Raw genomic sequence first — 17,634 nt, 5'->3', positions numbered from 1 at the left:
CCTTCCATAATGGTCTAAAGACCCCCGCCATTTCAGGAAAACCATGGCGGGGGCTTTGGGATATACGAATATTATTTGCCTGATTTTGTCTTGAAGGACGCTTCCAGCTCGCTCAGGATTTGCGTACCGCCCTGAGACTTCCATTTTTCAACGAAATCGTCGAACTTCTTAATATCGCCGCCCATGATGATTTGCGTAAATGTGGCATCACGCATCGTGTTCAATTCTACCAGCTTGGCGATTTTCGTCGGAGATTCCAGGTAGTTCGAAGCATCTGTAATTTGGTATTTGTTATTGATCGCCACGCCCAACGACTCGGAGAACCGCAACGGCAGCGATTCCAGATAACGCGGCCAGCCTTTCAATCCCGGGGCAAACAGATAGCTCTGAATACCACGGTATTTCCCGTCTTTATCCTTCATCGTTGTCGGATCGACCAAATCGGTTACCGCTTTCATCGAACCGTTATCGATCTTGTAATCTTCCCCTTCGATTCCCCATACGGTCAGCATTTGGTTTTCCGGGGACAAGGATTGTTCGATTATAGCTAGTACCTTCTTCGGATCCTTCGTTTTCACGCTGATCGCGTTCATCTGGCTGAATGGAGCCCCGGCCGGAGCTACTGCCGTGCCGTCAGGACCGACAAGCGAGTCCTTCAAAGTCAAATATTTGTACTCTTCATTGGATTGATCCGGGAGAGTTCCATCAGACTTCAGATCCCCGCTTTTGATCAGCATGTTCGTTTCAATCTGCGTATCGTATCCGCCCGCCGTAGACCACCAGCCCATCCAGGAGAACAGCTTGCCGCTGTATAGCTTCGTCCGCAGCTGCTCTTCCTTGATCGTCGCGAACTCCTTGTCGATGAGGCCTTCCTTATACATTTTTTGCAGGAATAGAAGAGCTTCTTTCATTTGCGGCTCAATGTCATAATTGCTGAACTTTCCGTCCTTCTCCGTGAAGAAGCCCGGCGTCACGCCGAAAGCGCCGAAGATATTGTCAAAGGAGTTGTTCGCGAATTTCTGCTCGCCGATTTGTGCCGTATATCCGCCTAACGGAATGACATCCTTATACTTCGCTTTGATCGTTTTCAGAACGTTGTAATACTCGTCCAGCGTTTGCGGAACCTCGGCACCGATTTCCTTCAAGTAATCCTTCCGCATTACCAAATCCCAACGGTATCCTGCTCCAGGTCCGCCTTGGTACGGAATGCCATAGATTTTGCCGTTAACTTTCGCCTTCTCGAATACTTCCGGCGAAACCTCACGCATAATATTCGGCGTATCCGTCTCGTTGATAAGATCCGTAAGGTCGACAAATGCGCCTTGTTGCGCATACTTCTGGAAATCATCGGCGAAGTCGATTCTTACCACATCAGGAATATCGCCGCTTGCCATTTTCAGATTAAGCTTTGTTTTATACTGCTGGACATCCACCATTTCAGGAATGATCTTGATGTTCAGCTTCTCTTCGATCGCTTGCTTGACGACGTCTTGCGCCGGATCGTAAGGCTTGGATATATCTTGGGCCTTCAACCATTTGAGTTCGTAAGGCTCCTCTGCTTGGGGCGACGCCGGTGCTGACTCCGAGCTTGATGCCGATGGCGATGCGGAAGGAGTAAGGGAAGGGGAAGCATTGCTTGCATCATTGCCCTTGCTGCATCCGGTAACCAATAACACGCCAGCCAGTACAGCTGCAACTAAGCCATAAGACCGCTTTTTCTTTTGTTTTGACATGTACAATTGACCTCCTTGGATGAAATCCTTTTCATTTATATTTACCCTGGTGGGGATAAACCGGCGGTAACGAACAAGCGCCTAACCTTTAACCGATCCAATCAACATCCCCTGCTCGAAAAACCTTTGAATGAACGGGTAGATAACCATCATCGGCAGTGCCACGATCACGATCGCGGCCATCTGAATGCCAATCGTTGGCGGTGGCGCCGTTCCCGCTTGCTCAAGCAGTTCAGGAGGAAGACTGGAGCTGGCAATAATGGTTCGAAGCACGAGCTGTACAGGTGCTTTGTGCCAATCGGTCACATACAGCAAGGCATTGAAGAAATCGTTCCAATATACGACTAGATAGAGAAGTCCGACGGTTGCGATGACCGGCATAGACAGAGGGAGCACGATCCGCCACAATATTCTGAACTCGGAGGCTCCGTCAATCGAAGCGGATTCTCGCAAGCTCTCGGGAATGCCTTCGAAGAATGACTTCATGATGATCATGTTGAATGCGCTGTAGGCCATGATCAATATGAGGACATAGTTCGTATTCAGCAGACCCAATTGCTTGATCGTAATGTAGGTGGGGATCATCCCGCCCTTGAAGAGCATCGTGAGCACAAAATACACCATAATGATCCGCCTGCCGGGCAGTTTTTTCTCCGCCAGAGCATAGGCTGCAGTAACGGTGAGAAACAAGGCAAGCGCAACGCCTCCCACCGTGTTACGGAGCGTGTTCCCATAAGCGGTATAGATCATCGAGCCATCTTTCAATAAATATTTGTAATAGTCCAAGCTGAAGTTAGATGGGAATAGGATCATTCCGTTCTTCTCGCTGAATAGATGGTAAGGCGTAATCGAGACGGATATGACGTACCAAAAAGGAATAATAATGATTAAGGTTAGGATCGTGAGAAAAATATAGTTGGAGGCGACGAATACGGACTCCCCTCTTGTGAGCTTCATAGGATTTCTCCCCCCCTTGTCAGAAAATACCCGAATCATTGACTTTCTTGGCGATTTGGTTCGCGATAAGCACCAGCACAAATCCGATGACACCCTTGATTACATCTGCTGCGGCCGCAAGGCTAAGGTTAAACTGCTCGATTCCTACTCTGTAGATGTAAGTATCGAGAATGTCCCCCACCTCGAAAACCATCGGATTGTACAAGTTGATGATCTGATCCAATCCGGCGCTCATCACGTATCCCACTCTTAGGATGAAAATGACAATGATCGTTCCGGTTATACCCGGCAAGGTGACGTGAAGCATCTTCTTAAACCTTGTAGCTCCATCCATCGTGGCTGCTTCGTAAACCTCTGGATTAAGTCCGGCGATGGCGGCGATATAGATAATTGCTGCCCACCCCATCTCTTTAAGCGCGTCAGTTACGACAAGGATGGTCCGGAAGTAATTCGGTTCAACGAGCAGGTACGCCGGTTTTCCGCCGAAGAACTCAATGATTTTGTTGATAATACCGGTTTCTGGCGAGAGCAGGATGGTAATAATTCCCCCATATACAACCCATGACACGAATCTCGGTAAATAAACGGCGGTTTGAAGCGTCTTCTTAAACCACATCGTGCGGATTTCATTTAATGCAAGAGCTAACACAATCGGAGCCAGGAAACCGCTAATCATCTTGTACAGGCTGATGAGCAACGTATTCATGAACGCGTTGCGGAACATCTCAGACTCGAAGAGCATTTTGAAATACTTCGGTCCAACCCAATGGCTCGCCGGGAAACCTTGAATTATGTTGTAATCCATAAATGCGATTCTGATCCCGTTAAGAGGGAGGTAATCGAAAATGAAAACCCATACAAATGCGGGAAGCAGTAAAATGTATAATAATTTGTATTTCCAGATCTGCTTGAGCTTCCACCTGGGCATCGGCGCTCTTTCTTTGGTCTTCTTGGCGGCAACCAGCTCCATCTTGCTTTCCTCCTATCTTCTCTCTAGCTGTTTAGCAATCATGTAAGTGCTTCCATTAGCTAGCTTATCTGAAAAAATAGAGCCGGAAAACCGGAATGAAGGACGATAATACCCGTGAAAAGTCATATTTATCAGGTCACCTGATGAGAGAGTTGCGATCATTTTCCGTTAAGGTGATGACGCCAGCCGGCGGAACATGGAGTCGTCGAACGCCGGATCGCAGCGGCAGCGTAGAGCGTTCAACGACGTTCCCCTTGCAGTCCTTGATCTCTATCTCCCGGCTTCCACCGTCTGCTGCCAGCTCAATATACACTCCCTCGCTCCTTGTGCCGTTTATAAGAATAATTGTCTTTGGCAACTTGCGGTCGCGATCTAGCGTAACGATCGTTCGCTGATACACTGCGGCAATTAGCTTGTCGGAATCGCTCGCTTCGACGAGCGGGTACATGAGCTCAGGATGATGCGGCTCCAATCGTCCGTCCAGTAGGACGCCACGATGCTCGTTCCAGAAGCTAAGCCAATACGCAACCATCTCGACATGCTCCTCCGGCAATCGATCAAGCTTAACGGAGATTTGCGGCACCGCGAACAGCACGTTGATAAGCTGTAGCGCTGCGCTCTCCACGGGATCCTCCGGATGCCACATCAACATATCGGCGTGTGCAGCCGTATCGCCGCATAGCAGACGAATATCCAGAGTCCGGACTCTGTTCTCGAGAGAATCATTGGGGCAATCCGCCGCTCTGAACATATTGCCGTATTTGCGCATATATGGCCCCACATAGCTTTGACGAAATTCGATCATGACCTCCGGATTAATCGCTCGAAGCCGGTCCATAATATCGGACATAAGCCGATCAACCGCCTCCGGTACCGAGACGTAGTCCCTTCCCCAGCCGTATTCCTGTTTCTTCTCCTCGGGCAGATTAAAGCTATCCACAAAGTCCAGCTTGAAGCCGTCCAAATTCCATTCGTGCATCGCCCGTTCATAAATTCCGATCAAATATTCCCTGATCTCCGGAAATCTTGGGTCCACGATTCCCCAGCCCCGTGATTCGATGGTGTACAGCATCTTGTCGCGGAATCGATCCCAAGTTTTACTGTGTATCCCAACGAAGGGTACGGAATACCACAGCATATATTTCATTCCGAGGCTATGAACCCGTTCGACATGAGCCTTCATATCCGGTATCTTGTCCGTGCAGACCTCCCAATCGCCGCAGTAGGCATAACCGCGCACGCTGTTGGCCGTTTGCCAGCCGTCATCTACGATGACCGTCTCGCAGCCTAATGCTTTCGCCAACCGGCACTGTTCCTCAATCGCTTCCGGCTCGACGTCTTGATGAAAGCTGTACCAAGTTGAATACATTGGCTCACGCGCTGGGGCAGGAACCGGTGACGGAGTTAAGCCCGGGAATCCGCTCCACCACATCTGTACATCGTTCAGGCAGTCGTAATAGGCCCGATCACGATAATCTACTCGAAGCGTTGCCTCGTAATTGTCGATCGGGGATGTCGGCTCCTCGAATAAATGAATCGAACAATGAAACTCCGCCAGCTCTTCGTTGACTCCAGCCTTGCACACAACCGGATTGAGCGTATCCGAGTAGGCGAATGTCATTCGGCTTTGGCCAGTGCTGCTAAATAGACTTACGACCGGCGCCGAATTCGTAGACTTGCTTGTGTAGCCGCTAGTCCAATCCGGCGCGAGCCCACGGTTGCGATAACCGTTCGGGTGCCACACGCCGTGGATATCGACAATCGGATGCTTCCAGATCAGCCGAAATACCGGCGGCGTATCCGGCGAGTCAGCCGTAATTCGAATATGAACAAGGTCAATGCCTTCCTCGGGAGTTTCTACTTCAACAATCGACTGAAACCTGTCTCCGCTGCCTATCAGTTGATAGTGATCCTGTCTTGATTTCTGTGCAAATGGCATGTTTGTGGTACCTCCAGCATGAATTTGGGCAGCAAGAAAGAGCGCCCGACCGCAGCAACGCGCAATCCGGCATTGTTTGAATGATAGTATATCGGACGCCATCTTGGCGGATGGCATCCGATACACCCATTAAAATTCTATTGCAGATTCAGTAACCCATAGATCACTTGAGCAGCTTCTGCGCGAGTGGAGAGGCCCTTCGGTACGAACAATCCCTCTGCCCGGCCGCGGATCAGCTCAAGCGCTGCCGCTTCCTTCACGTACGGTGTAGCCCAGGCAGAGAATTGAGATGCATCCGTAAACGTTGCGCTTGCATCGGCAGTCATATTTCCGTTGATGGACCGATACGCCTTCATCGTCATGGTCACCATTTGCTCTCGCGTAATGAGGCCGTTCGGATCAAACGTCGTTGCGCCCGTACCGGTGACGATTCCCGCTTCATAAGCGATGGACACCGCTTGCGCATACCATTTATCCGCAGGCACATCGGCGAATGAATTCTCGCCCGACTTCGTTAGCTTCAGCGCATTCACCAGCATCGCTGTAAATTCCGCGCGCGTGATAGAACGGCCAGGCTCGAACTTCGCAGCGCTTGTACCTTGGATGATCTGCTTATCCGCCAATTCCTGGATCACATTGTAAGCCCAATGATTGGTTGCAAGGTCGGCGAAATCCTTCTTCACTTCAAAAACTGCATATTTACTGAAGTGCTGGATTTCCGCGATCATTTCACCGTCGACATATTTCCCGCCGATCCATTCAAGCTGACCCTCGTCAGAGAGGTAATAGATGCCTGTAAGCTTCGGATTCATGGAAGAGTCAATCTTCAGCCGGATCGTGATCGGCTGATCGAATTTCGTCAGCTTCTTGGTACCGCCGCTTGCCGTTGTAAGAGTTAGGCTCAACTCGTATACGTCGCTGCCATGTTTGATGGCCGCGTTAGCCAATTGCTGCCCTTTGGCGAGAAGCGCCTGAGACTCGGAAGACTTCAGCGGCTCGAGCTTCAGCGATATCGTGCTGCCTTGCAGTTCTTCTGCCGAGATTTGGCCTGCTAATTGCTTGAACAAAGCAGATGGAATTTCAAGCGCAAGTTTATCTGTCTTCACTTCAAGATTGTTCTCAGCGAGAAGCGACGCTGCATTCGCGGGAATCTTAACTTCCGTCGTATTCGCAGGTACCTCGACAGTGCTTCTGCCATTGGAGCCATTCTTGAGTGAATTCGCCGGAACTGTTATTATTCCGGAAGCTGAAGGCGTGACCGGTTGATCATTTCCGGTTCCAGTCGTTGTGGGTGGTGTGTCAGTTACGGTTACATTGCAGCTTGCGGTGTAACCACCATCAACTGTCGTTACTGTTATCACCACATTTCCTGCTCCAACGGCAGTTACTTTTCCGTTGTTGTCCACGGTAGCGAACAATGGGTTGCTTGTACTCCAAGTTACCGCTTTGTTCGTTGCATCCACAGGACTTATAGTTGCCTGCAGTGTTGCAGTGTCTCCCGTTTTGAGCGACAACGTCTCTTGATCCATCGATATTCCGGTTACAGGTACGCTTACTTCTGCCGCAGTTACAGTTACTTCGCTGCTTGCTGTGTGGTCGCCGTCAGTTGTCGTTACCGTAATCACTGCTGTACCAGCTCCGACTGCAGTGACTTTCCCACTGCTGTCAACGGATGCGATCGAAGAATTGCTCGTACCCCACGTTACCGCTTTATTCGTCGCTTCCGCAGGAGTTACCGTTGCAAGCAACGTCGCTGATCCTCCTGCTGTAAGTGACACTGTGCTCGGATTCAACGATACACCGGTTACAGGTACGCTTACTTCTGCCGCAGTTACGGTTACTTCGCTGCTTGCTGTGTGGTCGCCGTCAGTTGTCGTTACCGTAATCACTGCTGTACCAGCTCCGACTGCTGTGACTTTCCCACTGCTGTCAACGGTTACGATCGAAGAATTGCTCGTACCCCACGTTACCGCTTTGTTCGTCGCTTCTGCAGGAGTTACCGTTGCAAGCAACGTCGCTGATCCTCCTGCTGTAAGTGACACTGTGCTCGGATTCAACGTTACGCCGGTCACATCAACCTTCACCGCATCTGCAACGATCGGCTTAATAAGTACTTCGTCTACGAGCAGGTTAACGGCCGGACCTACGCTTTTCAGCGCGAACCCAACCCCGCCTGCCTGAAGCGACGAGTCATTGAAGGTCGTAATCAAAGTTTCATCTATCGATAGCTTGAATACTTCCCCGTTGACTTCGATATTGTATCGATGACTTTCTGCTAGATCGAAGCCTGGAATAACCGCATTAATATCCACAGTCGTCCCAACCTGAACGGGAGTACCTGAATTCGCATATTTCCACATTGCTACAAAGTTTTTATTCTTAAACTCCAAGAAATAATAATTTGTTCCATCCACATATCGAAACATGGTTCGGAAGCTATCTGTCGTTGCAGTGAACGCAATGCTATAATTGCCCACTGTATAGGGAAGCAAGGAGGCCTTCACCATAATTCGCTGAGGTCCCGTCAGTGTTGTCGAACCCTTTAGTTGAGCATTCGTTCCGCTGCCCTGGATTTGCCAGACTAAGTTGCTATACGATTCCCAATTAATAAGTCCATTTTCAAAGCTGTCCGCCAGCAGCGGTTCGATCACTACGGTTACCGTACACTCCGCTGTGAAGGAGCCCTCTTCCGTTGTCGCGGTAATGACTGTCTTTCCCGGTGCGATTGCCGTCACTTTTCCATTCGCGCTGACCGTTGCAACATTCGTATTTTGCGATTTCCAAGTTACTGCCCTATTCGTGGCATTACCCGGCTCTAGAATTGCTTTCAAATCAGCCGTTTTTCCTGCCCCGACAGTAAGCGCAGATGCATTAAGAGACACTCCGGTTACATCGACAATGACATTAGGATCAGTATTCGTAATCGTCCAATTTGCAAAATCATAGGTTAATATTTCGCTGCCATAGCTAGCGGTGAAGATATTTGAATTCTTTTCCTGCTGCAGCCACGGCGTATCAAAGAGCTTATACGCATTATAGTCGATTGCAACTCCGTCTATCTTGTGCGTATTGTTGTATGGATCTTTCGCTCGATCAAAAGTAATGTCCATGACATGCCCGTCTAAATTCTTGTAGATGAGGCGCGGGATAGCTTCGTCGATATGCGAGCTGTCTACCGTCGTTCGCGTAAGCACAGCATTCTTGAAGCTGGCGAAGTCCGCATATTCCGAAGCGTCCGCCGTTTCCAGTACCCAGCCATTTTTGTCCGCCTGACTGCGAAGAATATTATAACTGTACGACAAAGATGCGGTCGGATGCTGCGATCCCGTAGTCTTGACCTTGTTCGCCACTTCGAACGGCGTCTGGTGGTACCAGGAATACGGTTTGATCATCTTATAGGCAAAATACATCGGCCCTGTATCGCTAAACACCCACCCGCCTTGCTCGTCCTTCGTCTTGATTGATCCTGTGTCCGGAAACATAGCGTTGAGGTAATTATCGGTTGCGTTCGGTCCGCTTAATGATTGATATACACCTACAGCCGCTTTGCCATCCTGCATAATACGATGATTCTCAGGTTGGTCATAGTTTCCAATTGTGCTCGTGCCCTGATCGACACTCATTCTAAATAAAGGATTGGGTAAATCGGAATGCCAGCGAACGACAACGGGGATATCTTCAATCCAGTTATCGACGCGATTATAAGTAACCTCCGTCCCCATACCCCAATTCGGCTTCACATACGTTGTACGGTACGTTTTCAGATTGTTACCGCTTGAATTCATCAAATTCGTCTTGCGTGAAAGATAATCCTTATCCGCTTTCCGGCCGATTTGAATCGCCATTTCCGGCGGTGTATAAGTCATACCGGGTGCATAGACCATCCCCATATATTCCAGATAAGGCCGTATGGCTGAAGGAACCATTAAATCCGACTCCCCAATGCCCTGTTGCGCGCGGTGTCCGCCGAAATACATCCACGATAAAGCCGTGTGATCTGCCGCTCTCCAAGTGAGATCGCTAGCGGAAACACTATCGCCCTTCGCTCTGTTCGATGTGGAAATAAAGGTGCCATCGATCCAATCGTTAGCCCATTCAAACCACATCACGTCCATAGCCATCTTTACCTTTTGCTTAAAATCCGGTTCATCCGTATATTGATATACGGCATTCAAGCACATATAAGTCATAAACGTATATTCCGGGCTTTCATATTCCGCCCAGCCATACTTTACGCCTTTGTCTATCATCTCTTCAATATTGGCTCTGTTTATGCTTTTCAATGTAGCCCCGGAGTTACCGTTCCCTTCATTATAAGGAAAGGTTCGAGGGTATGGTTCTGCTAGATCAACAACGTCCGGAAGGTATTGGCCTACTAAATAACCCGATACATAGTTACTGATTCTGAGATTCTCCGTTTGATTCAGCTTGGCATACTTATATCCTGCGAAATAGTCTTTCACATGTTGCTTCATCGCATCGTCGAACTTATCTCCGACCAATAGATAAGCATACATCTTGGAAACCGTCTTATACTCTTCCCAATCATGTGCCTTGAACATATCGTCCAGCTTCTTAAGGTTTTCGGATACACGTTGTCCATCGATGATCTGTGCCACATACTGGACAATATTCATTGGCAGGCTGCCTTTTGTCGACATCGTCTTGACTTTATTCCATAGCCAATCCCTACGAGTCTCAATCGTGCCGGGATAAGGCGAATAGTTGCTTTCCGCAGGCGGAAGATCGCCGATGCTGACATTTTCGAATTTCGCCTTGCTGAGTAAATTAACGCTGTGACTTGTCAATGCCAGCCCGAAGTATACCGTCTCCGGCAGATTCACGTTCTGCTGCTTGATCAGGTTCCAGTTGATCCCGTCCTCCGAATCGTAGGAAGTGATAAGATTACCCTCTCGCGTCATCTTCACCCAGTAGGGAGCTGCCGCCGTGCTCCCTTTCGTAACGGTAGAAGCTCCCCCTGATACTAAGCGATCCCCGTAAAACACTCCGTTCCCCGGCGAGACCGCCGTCATCACATGCGGAGAACCGCTCGTCATATTCCCGCGAATCATCACGCCCGCTTTAGTCCAAGCGACTGAATTTTCCATACTCGTGACATGAGCGATAATCTGACCGTCGCCCGTCCAGGGCCGATAAACATAATGGAACTCGTCAGCGTTATCAAAGATGTCCTTTCCGGAAGCCGTTACTATGAACGTATCCGTACCCTCATCATAACTCGCGCTGCCGGCGAGCTTGACAGCACCAATATCCTGGTTTCCGAACGGCTCGGGTAATCCACTGGTTGATGGGTTCGTCGTTACCGAAAGCACATTACTGGGAGCCGAAATGTTTCCCATAACGTCCCTTGCTTTAACGGTATAAATGTAGGTCGTATTCGGTGTCATCCCATTCGCGGTATAACTCGTCACATCACCGCCCACCTTACCTACCAATTGACCATTCTGGTAGATATCGTACCCGGTAACCCCAACGTTGTCCGTTGAAGCCGTCCAAGACAGGTTGACGCTCGTATCCTTAATGGCTGCAGCTGTTAAGCCGGTAGGCGCGGTAGGCGGTTCCGTATCCGCACCCCCATCGTGCGTTACTTCGTATACGGCCAAATCATCGACAACGATGGCTTCATCGGTACCGTCCGTATTGACGCGAACACCGAAGGCAATCTTAAAGCTCGTAATCAGCTTCTTCCCGCCATTAGGCTTGATCTTAAATCGATAGCCGGGGATATCGCTGTCATTTACCGTCTTAAACGCATTCGGTTCGGTATTTTTATAGGCCGCTGTTCCCGTTATGCTCGGAGTCGGCGAACCCAATGGAAAGCGCGGAACAAAAAAAGCATCGTCGTATGGACCGAACTGCAATTCGGCATTGATATTATTGGGAACGGGCTTATCGCTTGCAACGCTGCGCAAGAGCTTGTATTCAAGAACAAACTCCACCGGTTCCGTCCCAACCGGCATGCTATAGATTTCATTGATTCTCGATATGAGCTTGCCTTTCGTTAACTGAAAGTAAAAATAGCTTCCTAAATTCCCGCCCGGCGATGATGAATCGCGGAATTCAACTGCGTTATTGCCATTAATCTGCACAATTTTCTGAGATCCTCCGGTATCGGTCTTATCCATCGTAAACGGGTTTATGCCCCCGTCAAAATGAGTATCCATATCCGCTTGCAATAAGTTAACCCACACCTCTGGCACCGCATCCGCGGCATGCAACGCAGGCATATTACCGAATGCGAGAATAAAAGCAAGGAGCAAACTTACGATTTTTTTACTTTTGACTACCATTTTCGAATCAACCTCCATCATAGAATTTAGGAAATTCAGCTCCAAGAAAGCGCTTGCGAAAATTCGCTTAGAAGTTATTCCTGTCTTCCCGGTTGTTCAACTCGAATATTCAACCAAAATCGCTTTTTTTCCCGAGGTTTGAGAGAAATACAATTCCCATGTCGCATGCAGTCCCCGATATCCGAAAACCAGGAGCTGGAGGGCTCCAAGGCTAACGTGTACATGTTCTCGTCGGTATTGGACCAATACCTCAAGCAAGGGAATGCCTCGTGATCCCAATCGATCCGCAGTCCCACGTTCAAACTCGGATTATCGATTCCGGCCGTCCCTTCTTTCAACCCCATTAAAGGCACGTAACAAGCTTCGCCTTCCGACCCGCGCGGGTCGACACGAAGCAGGTTCTTCTTCGTTCCGCTTGGAAGAGTGACCGAAGCGATCTCTTCTTCGAAACGAGCGGGCGATTGTTCCTTGTTCTGCTCATAGCGATCAATATTAAACGCCACCGCCCCCTCCGGGAGAACGATCCGCGAATGCTCGTCGACTAGCGGGGCTCCGAACGCGGGATGATGCGTCCAGATGAAATGCACGGGCGCGTCGCCCGTATTCACGACCCGCTCGTCAATCCTAAGGACGCTTTCCCCTGCCTTTAACGATATCGTCTTCTCTACCGTAAGCGGAGTGTAAGGAAGGGCTAGCCGGCAACGAAGCGCAACGTCCCTCCCGTCTCCCCGATCAATGGAATATTCCCAGGGAACGCCCGCGGATTCTCCTTCCTCCCGGCGGCTTACCTCGCCGCTCCCGTTACCGAAGGATGCCCGATTCGGAAGAATTTCCTGCCAACCGCCCGGATACGGATCCGCATAGTGAATCAGTCTATTCTCTCTTAAGTCCCGACCCGCTAAAGGGCTTAATCCGGCTCGCGTTTTCATTAGCAATTCCAGATTCAGAGGTCGATAGACGAGCTCCCAGATATCGGTGCCTTTACCGACCAGAATGACGGCCTTCAGCCATTCGTTCTCCAACCGCACGGCTTGAATTCCGTCTACCGATAACTCGGTAGCGCTACAGAGAGGATTCATGACCATGTCGTTTCTTCCCCCTCACCTCGGAGCCGTCGCTTCCAGAATGACGGTCTCGTATGCGGCTAGAGTTATCCGCCCTTCGACGTTTTCTCCGCGAAGCAGGTCCTGCCACGCGATGCCCTCTGCCCAATCCCTATCCCCACGCACGTCCATCTCGATCGAGACCGGATTATGGTTCAGCATAAACAAGAACCGTCTGCCTTCATCCTCGCGCACGGTAATTTCTACGCCTTCGGGCGCATTCGGGCATAGCGGCGATACCCCTGCTTCCGAACAGATACCCAGCAGCAGCTCCCGAATGAACTTGTCCTCGGGATGAGTAGCGACGTAATAGGCTTCGCCTTGCCTATAGCGATTGCGAGTAATGGCCGGTTGTCCGGCATAATAATCGTCCAAGAACACGGCGATCGCTTCCGCCCCGTTCAAGCGAACGACCTCGCCCCACTTGTCGGTTCGGTAGCGGCTTCCGTCCGAACGTTCTATCCGGTTGCACATATCGGGCTCCAGCGCATCGACCTCCTCGACGATAATCCCGAAGACGTCGTCGATCGGACGAAGAAAGCCGCCGTACTCCACGACGTCGCACTCGTTCGTCATCCCGCTGTTGTAGCTCATGACCAGCTTGCCGCCCCGCTCCGCGAAAGCGCGCAAGTTATCCGGAACGCCTTTCTCGAACATGTACAGCATCGGAGCGATAACGACGTCGTAGCCGGATAGATCGGAGCCCGGATGAACGACGTCCACAGGAATGTTGGCTTCGTAGAGCGGTCGGTAAAATGCGGTGACGGTGTCGCGGTAATCGATATCCCGGCTCGTTTTGTTCCATTCGACCAGCCACATCAAAGAAATATCGAATAGAATGGCTACTTTGGCTTCGATACGGGTGCGGAGCACGTTATCCAGCTTCTCCAGTTCATGGCCAAGCTTCTTGATCTCCCGGAAGATCCGGTTGTCGGATTCCGTTCCGTGGCTTACGAGCGAGCTATGGTATTTCTCCACGCCGCCGCGGCTTTGCCGGAGCTGAAAATACATGATCGCTTCCGCTCCCCGGGCCACCGCTTGGTAACTCTGCAAGCTCATCATTCCCGGTCGTTTGGCCGGGTTGTACGGCTTCCAGTTCACGTTGCTGGAAGCTTGCTCCATCAGCAGGAACGGCGCATTCTTCAAGCCGCGGAAATAATCGTGCTGGAATGCCGCCCACACCGCGTAATCCTTATGCGGCGGGTAACTATCCCAGGCAATGACGTCCAGATGGGGAGCCCACTCGTGGTGAATCTGTCCTAGAAAGTCGATCGAATAGAAATTCGTGGTGATCGGGATATCGGGCGTGATCCGGGCGATCTCTTCCTTCTCGGCCAAGAAACCTTGCAAATTGCTGTCCGATAGGAATCGCTTGTAATCCAAGCTTACGCTCGTATGGCTCATGCCTCCGATCGGGGGCATGATTTGCTTCCAATCGCTTTTGGCGAGACTCCACTGCCAAAGCTGCCAGCTTTCGTTCAACCGTTCGAGCGTCCCGTATTTTTCACGTAGCCATACTCGGAATGCCTCGGCGCAATATTCGCAATAACATTGAAGGATGCATTCGTTGTTGATGTGCCACAGCGACAAGTTCGTTCTCTTCCCGTAACGTTCCGCCAGCACTTTTGCGATATTGCGTATTTCCCGGCGATACGACGGATGATTCGGACAATACGCCTGCCGGCTCCAATGCGCGACTCTTTGGCCGTCCTCGTTCACCTTTAGCATCGTAGGATCATTCTGGAACATCCAAGACGGAGGCGCCGCAGTCGGCGTAGCCAGCACGACATCGATCCCGTTCCGCTCCAGCAGATCGAATACGCGATCCAGCTTGCCGAAATCGTATATATCTTCCGAGGGCTGAATCATCCCCCAACCGAAAACGTTAATCGTTACGGCGTTGACGCCGGCCTCTTTCATCAGTACGATATCCCGTTCGATGATCTCAATCGGCCATTGCTCGGGATTGTAATCGGCTCCGTACATTACGCGAGAGCCCGTTAGCTTGTTTGTCATGTTAGCGGTCGCCTCTCCGGAATAGAGAGCAGGTACCCGGCAATATTTGCCGAATACCCGCTTTTCCTCATTCTAAGTTGTTGGGCTTACTTATTAAGAAATTCGTCGATTTGCTTTTGCAGCTCGACCTGGATTTTTTTCAAGTAACCTTCGCCTTCGGCCTTCAGCTTGTTCCAGGTGTCCGTAGGGTCCGTTACGCCGTTGAACAGCGAGGAATAGTATTTGTCCTCGATCGCGCTGTACAAGGATACTTCGTTCGCTACCGGCTCCGGATTAAAGGAGAAACCGGTCAGCTTGCTCGCGATTAGATTGTCAGCGTTGGCGTTGAATTTGTAGTGCTCGATCGATTCCGGATCGAAGCCCGCGTTCAAACGGTCCAACGTCGGGTTCCATACCCAAGCGTAAGGGAAGTAACCGTACTTGCTGTCCGGAAGCGTCTTGTATTGATCGTCGCCGACCGCTTCGTAATCTTGGCCTTCGATTCCGTAGGCGAGCAAGTCGTAGTTTTCTTTCTTCGCCGTCCAGTTCAGGAACATCATGGCGCGTTCTTTGTTCTTGCTTACCTTCGGAATGGCTTGGAAGTTCGCTTGCTTGAAGTTCGTCGTGACTTTGCCCTTCTCCAGCGGAATGAACGTTACGGCTTCGACTTCGGCGCCCGGGACGTTCTTCGGAAGGGATGACGCGATCTGTTGCGGAACGCCGAAGCTGTTCGTCGCAAGGACGGCCACGTCTCCCGATTCGAATACGGACATGACGTCCTTGATGGCCAGAATGTCGGGATGGATTAATCCTCCCTTATACAGCTCGCGAGCTTCTTCGATCCAAGACCATACCGTCGGATCCATTTGATCGAACAGGTTGTACACTTTGCCGTCGTTGTTCTTGTAGTTCAGGATAAGGCTTTGGCCGATCGCGTCGGATCTCAGAATCTCCGGATCGAATGTCATGAAGGAACGAAACGCTCCCCACGATTGATCTTTCGCTCCAGGTTGGCCGCTCGTCAGGATCGGAATGATCGACTTCTCGTTTTCTTTGACTTTTTTCGCGAAAGCGATCAGTTCCTCGTAAGATTTGATCGGAGGAATGCCGTATTTCTCCCTAAGATCTTTGCGGACCACGTACGTTCTTCCGTCGAGATGGGAATTGCCGAGCGGAAGCGCGTAGATTTTGTCTTGGAATTTGTTGGCATCGAACATTTGCTGGGAACGCACCGTGACAGCGTCTTGGCCGTATTGCGCCAGCAAGTCCTCAAGCGGTTCGTAATATCCGGCCGCGATCATTTGCTCCATGTGCAACCAAGGAGCATCGAAGATCAGGTCGACGTCCTCGCCGGAGGCGAGCATGACTTGCGTCTTGGAAGCTAGATCGGACCACGGCACGAATACGAGGTTCAGCTTTACGTTGATCGTGTCCGCCATCCTTTTCTCGGCTTCCGCGATAACCTGGTCCATATCCGCGGGGCGATCTCCCGGCAAGATGATTTTGAGCGTAACGGGATCGAGCTTATCCCCCGATGCGGGAGCCTTGCTTCCCGATGCGTCGTTCGTTGCCGAAGACCCGTTATTATTCGATTTGGAGCTGCAACCGAGTACTGCAAGCATAAGCAATAATACCGATAACCCTACTGCAAGCGTCTTTTTCATAGTATTGCGTCAACCTCCCGAGGTATGGATCTATCTATGCTTAACCGGATCCCTCCGGAACAAGCCTAACCTTTTAACGCGCCGATCGTAATGCCTTTGACGAAAAATTTCTGAATGAACGGGTACAGGAAAATGATCGGGCCGATCGTTAAGCACACCGTCGCCAACTGCACCCCGTAAGTCGGCACCGCTTGGGCGTAATTCGTACTGCCTCCGACATACGAGCTGATATTCACGTTCGAGATGATCTGGCGAATCATGATCTGCAACGGATGAAGATTGTGGTTGTCTATGAAGAGCAGCGCCAGGAAATAGTCGTTCCAATATTGAAGCGCGTAGAATAAACCTACCGTAGCGATGACCGGCTTCGAGATCGGAAGAATGATCCGGAAGAAGATGGACAAGTCGTTGGCGCCGTCGATCGTGGCGGCCTCATTGATCTCGTAAGGCAACGTCCGGAAGAACGACACCATGATGAACGCGAAGAAAGGGTTTAATAGATAGGGAAGTATCAAGGCCCATATCGTATCCTTCAGCCCCAGCGTGCTCGCGATCAGAATATAGAAGCCGACCAAACCCGCGCCGAAAACCATCGTGAAATAAGTCATGAAAGATAGAATCCGGCGATACTTCACTTTCGGGTGGGCCAACACGTAAGCGTACATCGAGGTAATCAGCAAGGCTAGGCAAGTTCCGGCGACCGTTACGGTAATCGTAACCATGTAGCTGCTCATGATCTGCTTGCCGGCCATCGTGTATTCGTAAGCATAGAGAGAAAATTCCTTAGGAAACAATTGCATGCCGTGAATTTTGATCGCGCTTTCCGCAGCGAACGAATTAATGACGACTAACCAGAACGGAACGATGCACAGGAGCGCGAATAGCGCGACGAATGCATATATGCCGATTATGAAGCTTCTTTCCAATATCGATTTATCTTCTTTCACCCGAGTGGTCATCGG

At 50.5% G+C, this 17,634-nt stretch carries 9 protein-coding genes; all 9 read right to left on the bottom strand.

What is annotated here, in order from left to right:
• Positions 1-71: 71 nt before the first annotated feature.
• Positions 72-1,733 carry an extracellular solute-binding protein gene (locus tag D7Z26_RS14455; RefSeq protein ID WP_120977690.1) on the bottom strand — a complete coding sequence of 554 codons (1,662 nt, stop codon included), beginning with the start codon at positions 1,731-1,733 and terminating at the stop codon, positions 72-74.
• An 81-nt stretch (positions 1,734-1,814) separates the two neighbouring features.
• On the bottom strand, positions 1,815-2,690 hold the full coding sequence (locus D7Z26_RS14450; RefSeq protein WP_158602319.1) for a carbohydrate ABC transporter permease: 876 nt from the start codon (positions 2,688-2,690) through the stop codon (positions 1,815-1,817).
• 19 nt (positions 2,691-2,709) lie between these two features.
• Positions 2,710-3,660: an ABC transporter permease gene (locus D7Z26_RS14445; protein WP_120977688.1), complete on the bottom strand. Its 951-nt coding sequence runs from the start codon at positions 3,658-3,660 to the stop codon at positions 2,710-2,712.
• A gap of 136 nt (positions 3,661-3,796) precedes the next feature.
• Positions 3,797-5,599, bottom strand: coding sequence for a glycoside hydrolase family 36 protein (locus D7Z26_RS14440; RefSeq protein WP_120977687.1), 1,803 nt, complete (start codon positions 5,597-5,599; stop codon positions 3,797-3,799).
• A gap of 137 nt (positions 5,600-5,736) precedes the next feature.
• Positions 5,737-11,910 (bottom strand): Ig-like domain-containing protein, encoded by a 6,174-nt coding sequence (locus D7Z26_RS14435; protein WP_158602318.1) that lies wholly within the window; start codon positions 11,908-11,910, stop codon positions 5,737-5,739.
• Positions 11,911-11,984: 74 nt separating this feature from the next.
• The gene (locus D7Z26_RS14430; RefSeq protein WP_120977685.1) at positions 11,985-12,995 is read right to left on the bottom strand and encodes a DUF4432 family protein; all 1,011 of its coding nucleotides are present in this window, start codon (positions 12,993-12,995) and stop codon (positions 11,985-11,987) included.
• A gap of 15 nt (positions 12,996-13,010) precedes the next feature.
• Entirely contained in the window at positions 13,011-15,029 is a 2,019-nt protein-coding gene (locus D7Z26_RS14425; RefSeq protein ID WP_120977684.1) for a beta-galactosidase, read from the bottom strand.
• Positions 15,030-15,115: 86 nt separating this feature from the next.
• On the bottom strand, positions 15,116-16,672 hold the full coding sequence (locus D7Z26_RS14420) for an ABC transporter substrate-binding protein (RefSeq protein WP_120977683.1): 1,557 nt from the start codon (positions 16,670-16,672) through the stop codon (positions 15,116-15,118).
• 65 nt (positions 16,673-16,737) lie between these two features.
• Entirely contained in the window at positions 16,738-17,631 is an 894-nt protein-coding gene (locus D7Z26_RS14415; protein ID WP_233566918.1) for a carbohydrate ABC transporter permease, read from the bottom strand.
• Between the last annotated feature and the right edge of the window lie 3 nt (positions 17,632-17,634).

The sequence above is a fragment of the Cohnella endophytica genome (assembly GCF_003628305.1).
Lineage (GTDB): Bacteria > Bacillota > Bacilli > Paenibacillales > Paenibacillaceae > Cohnella > Cohnella endophytica.
Note: the sequence above shows the minus strand (reverse complement) of the source record. Positions and strands in the feature narration are given on the sequence as shown.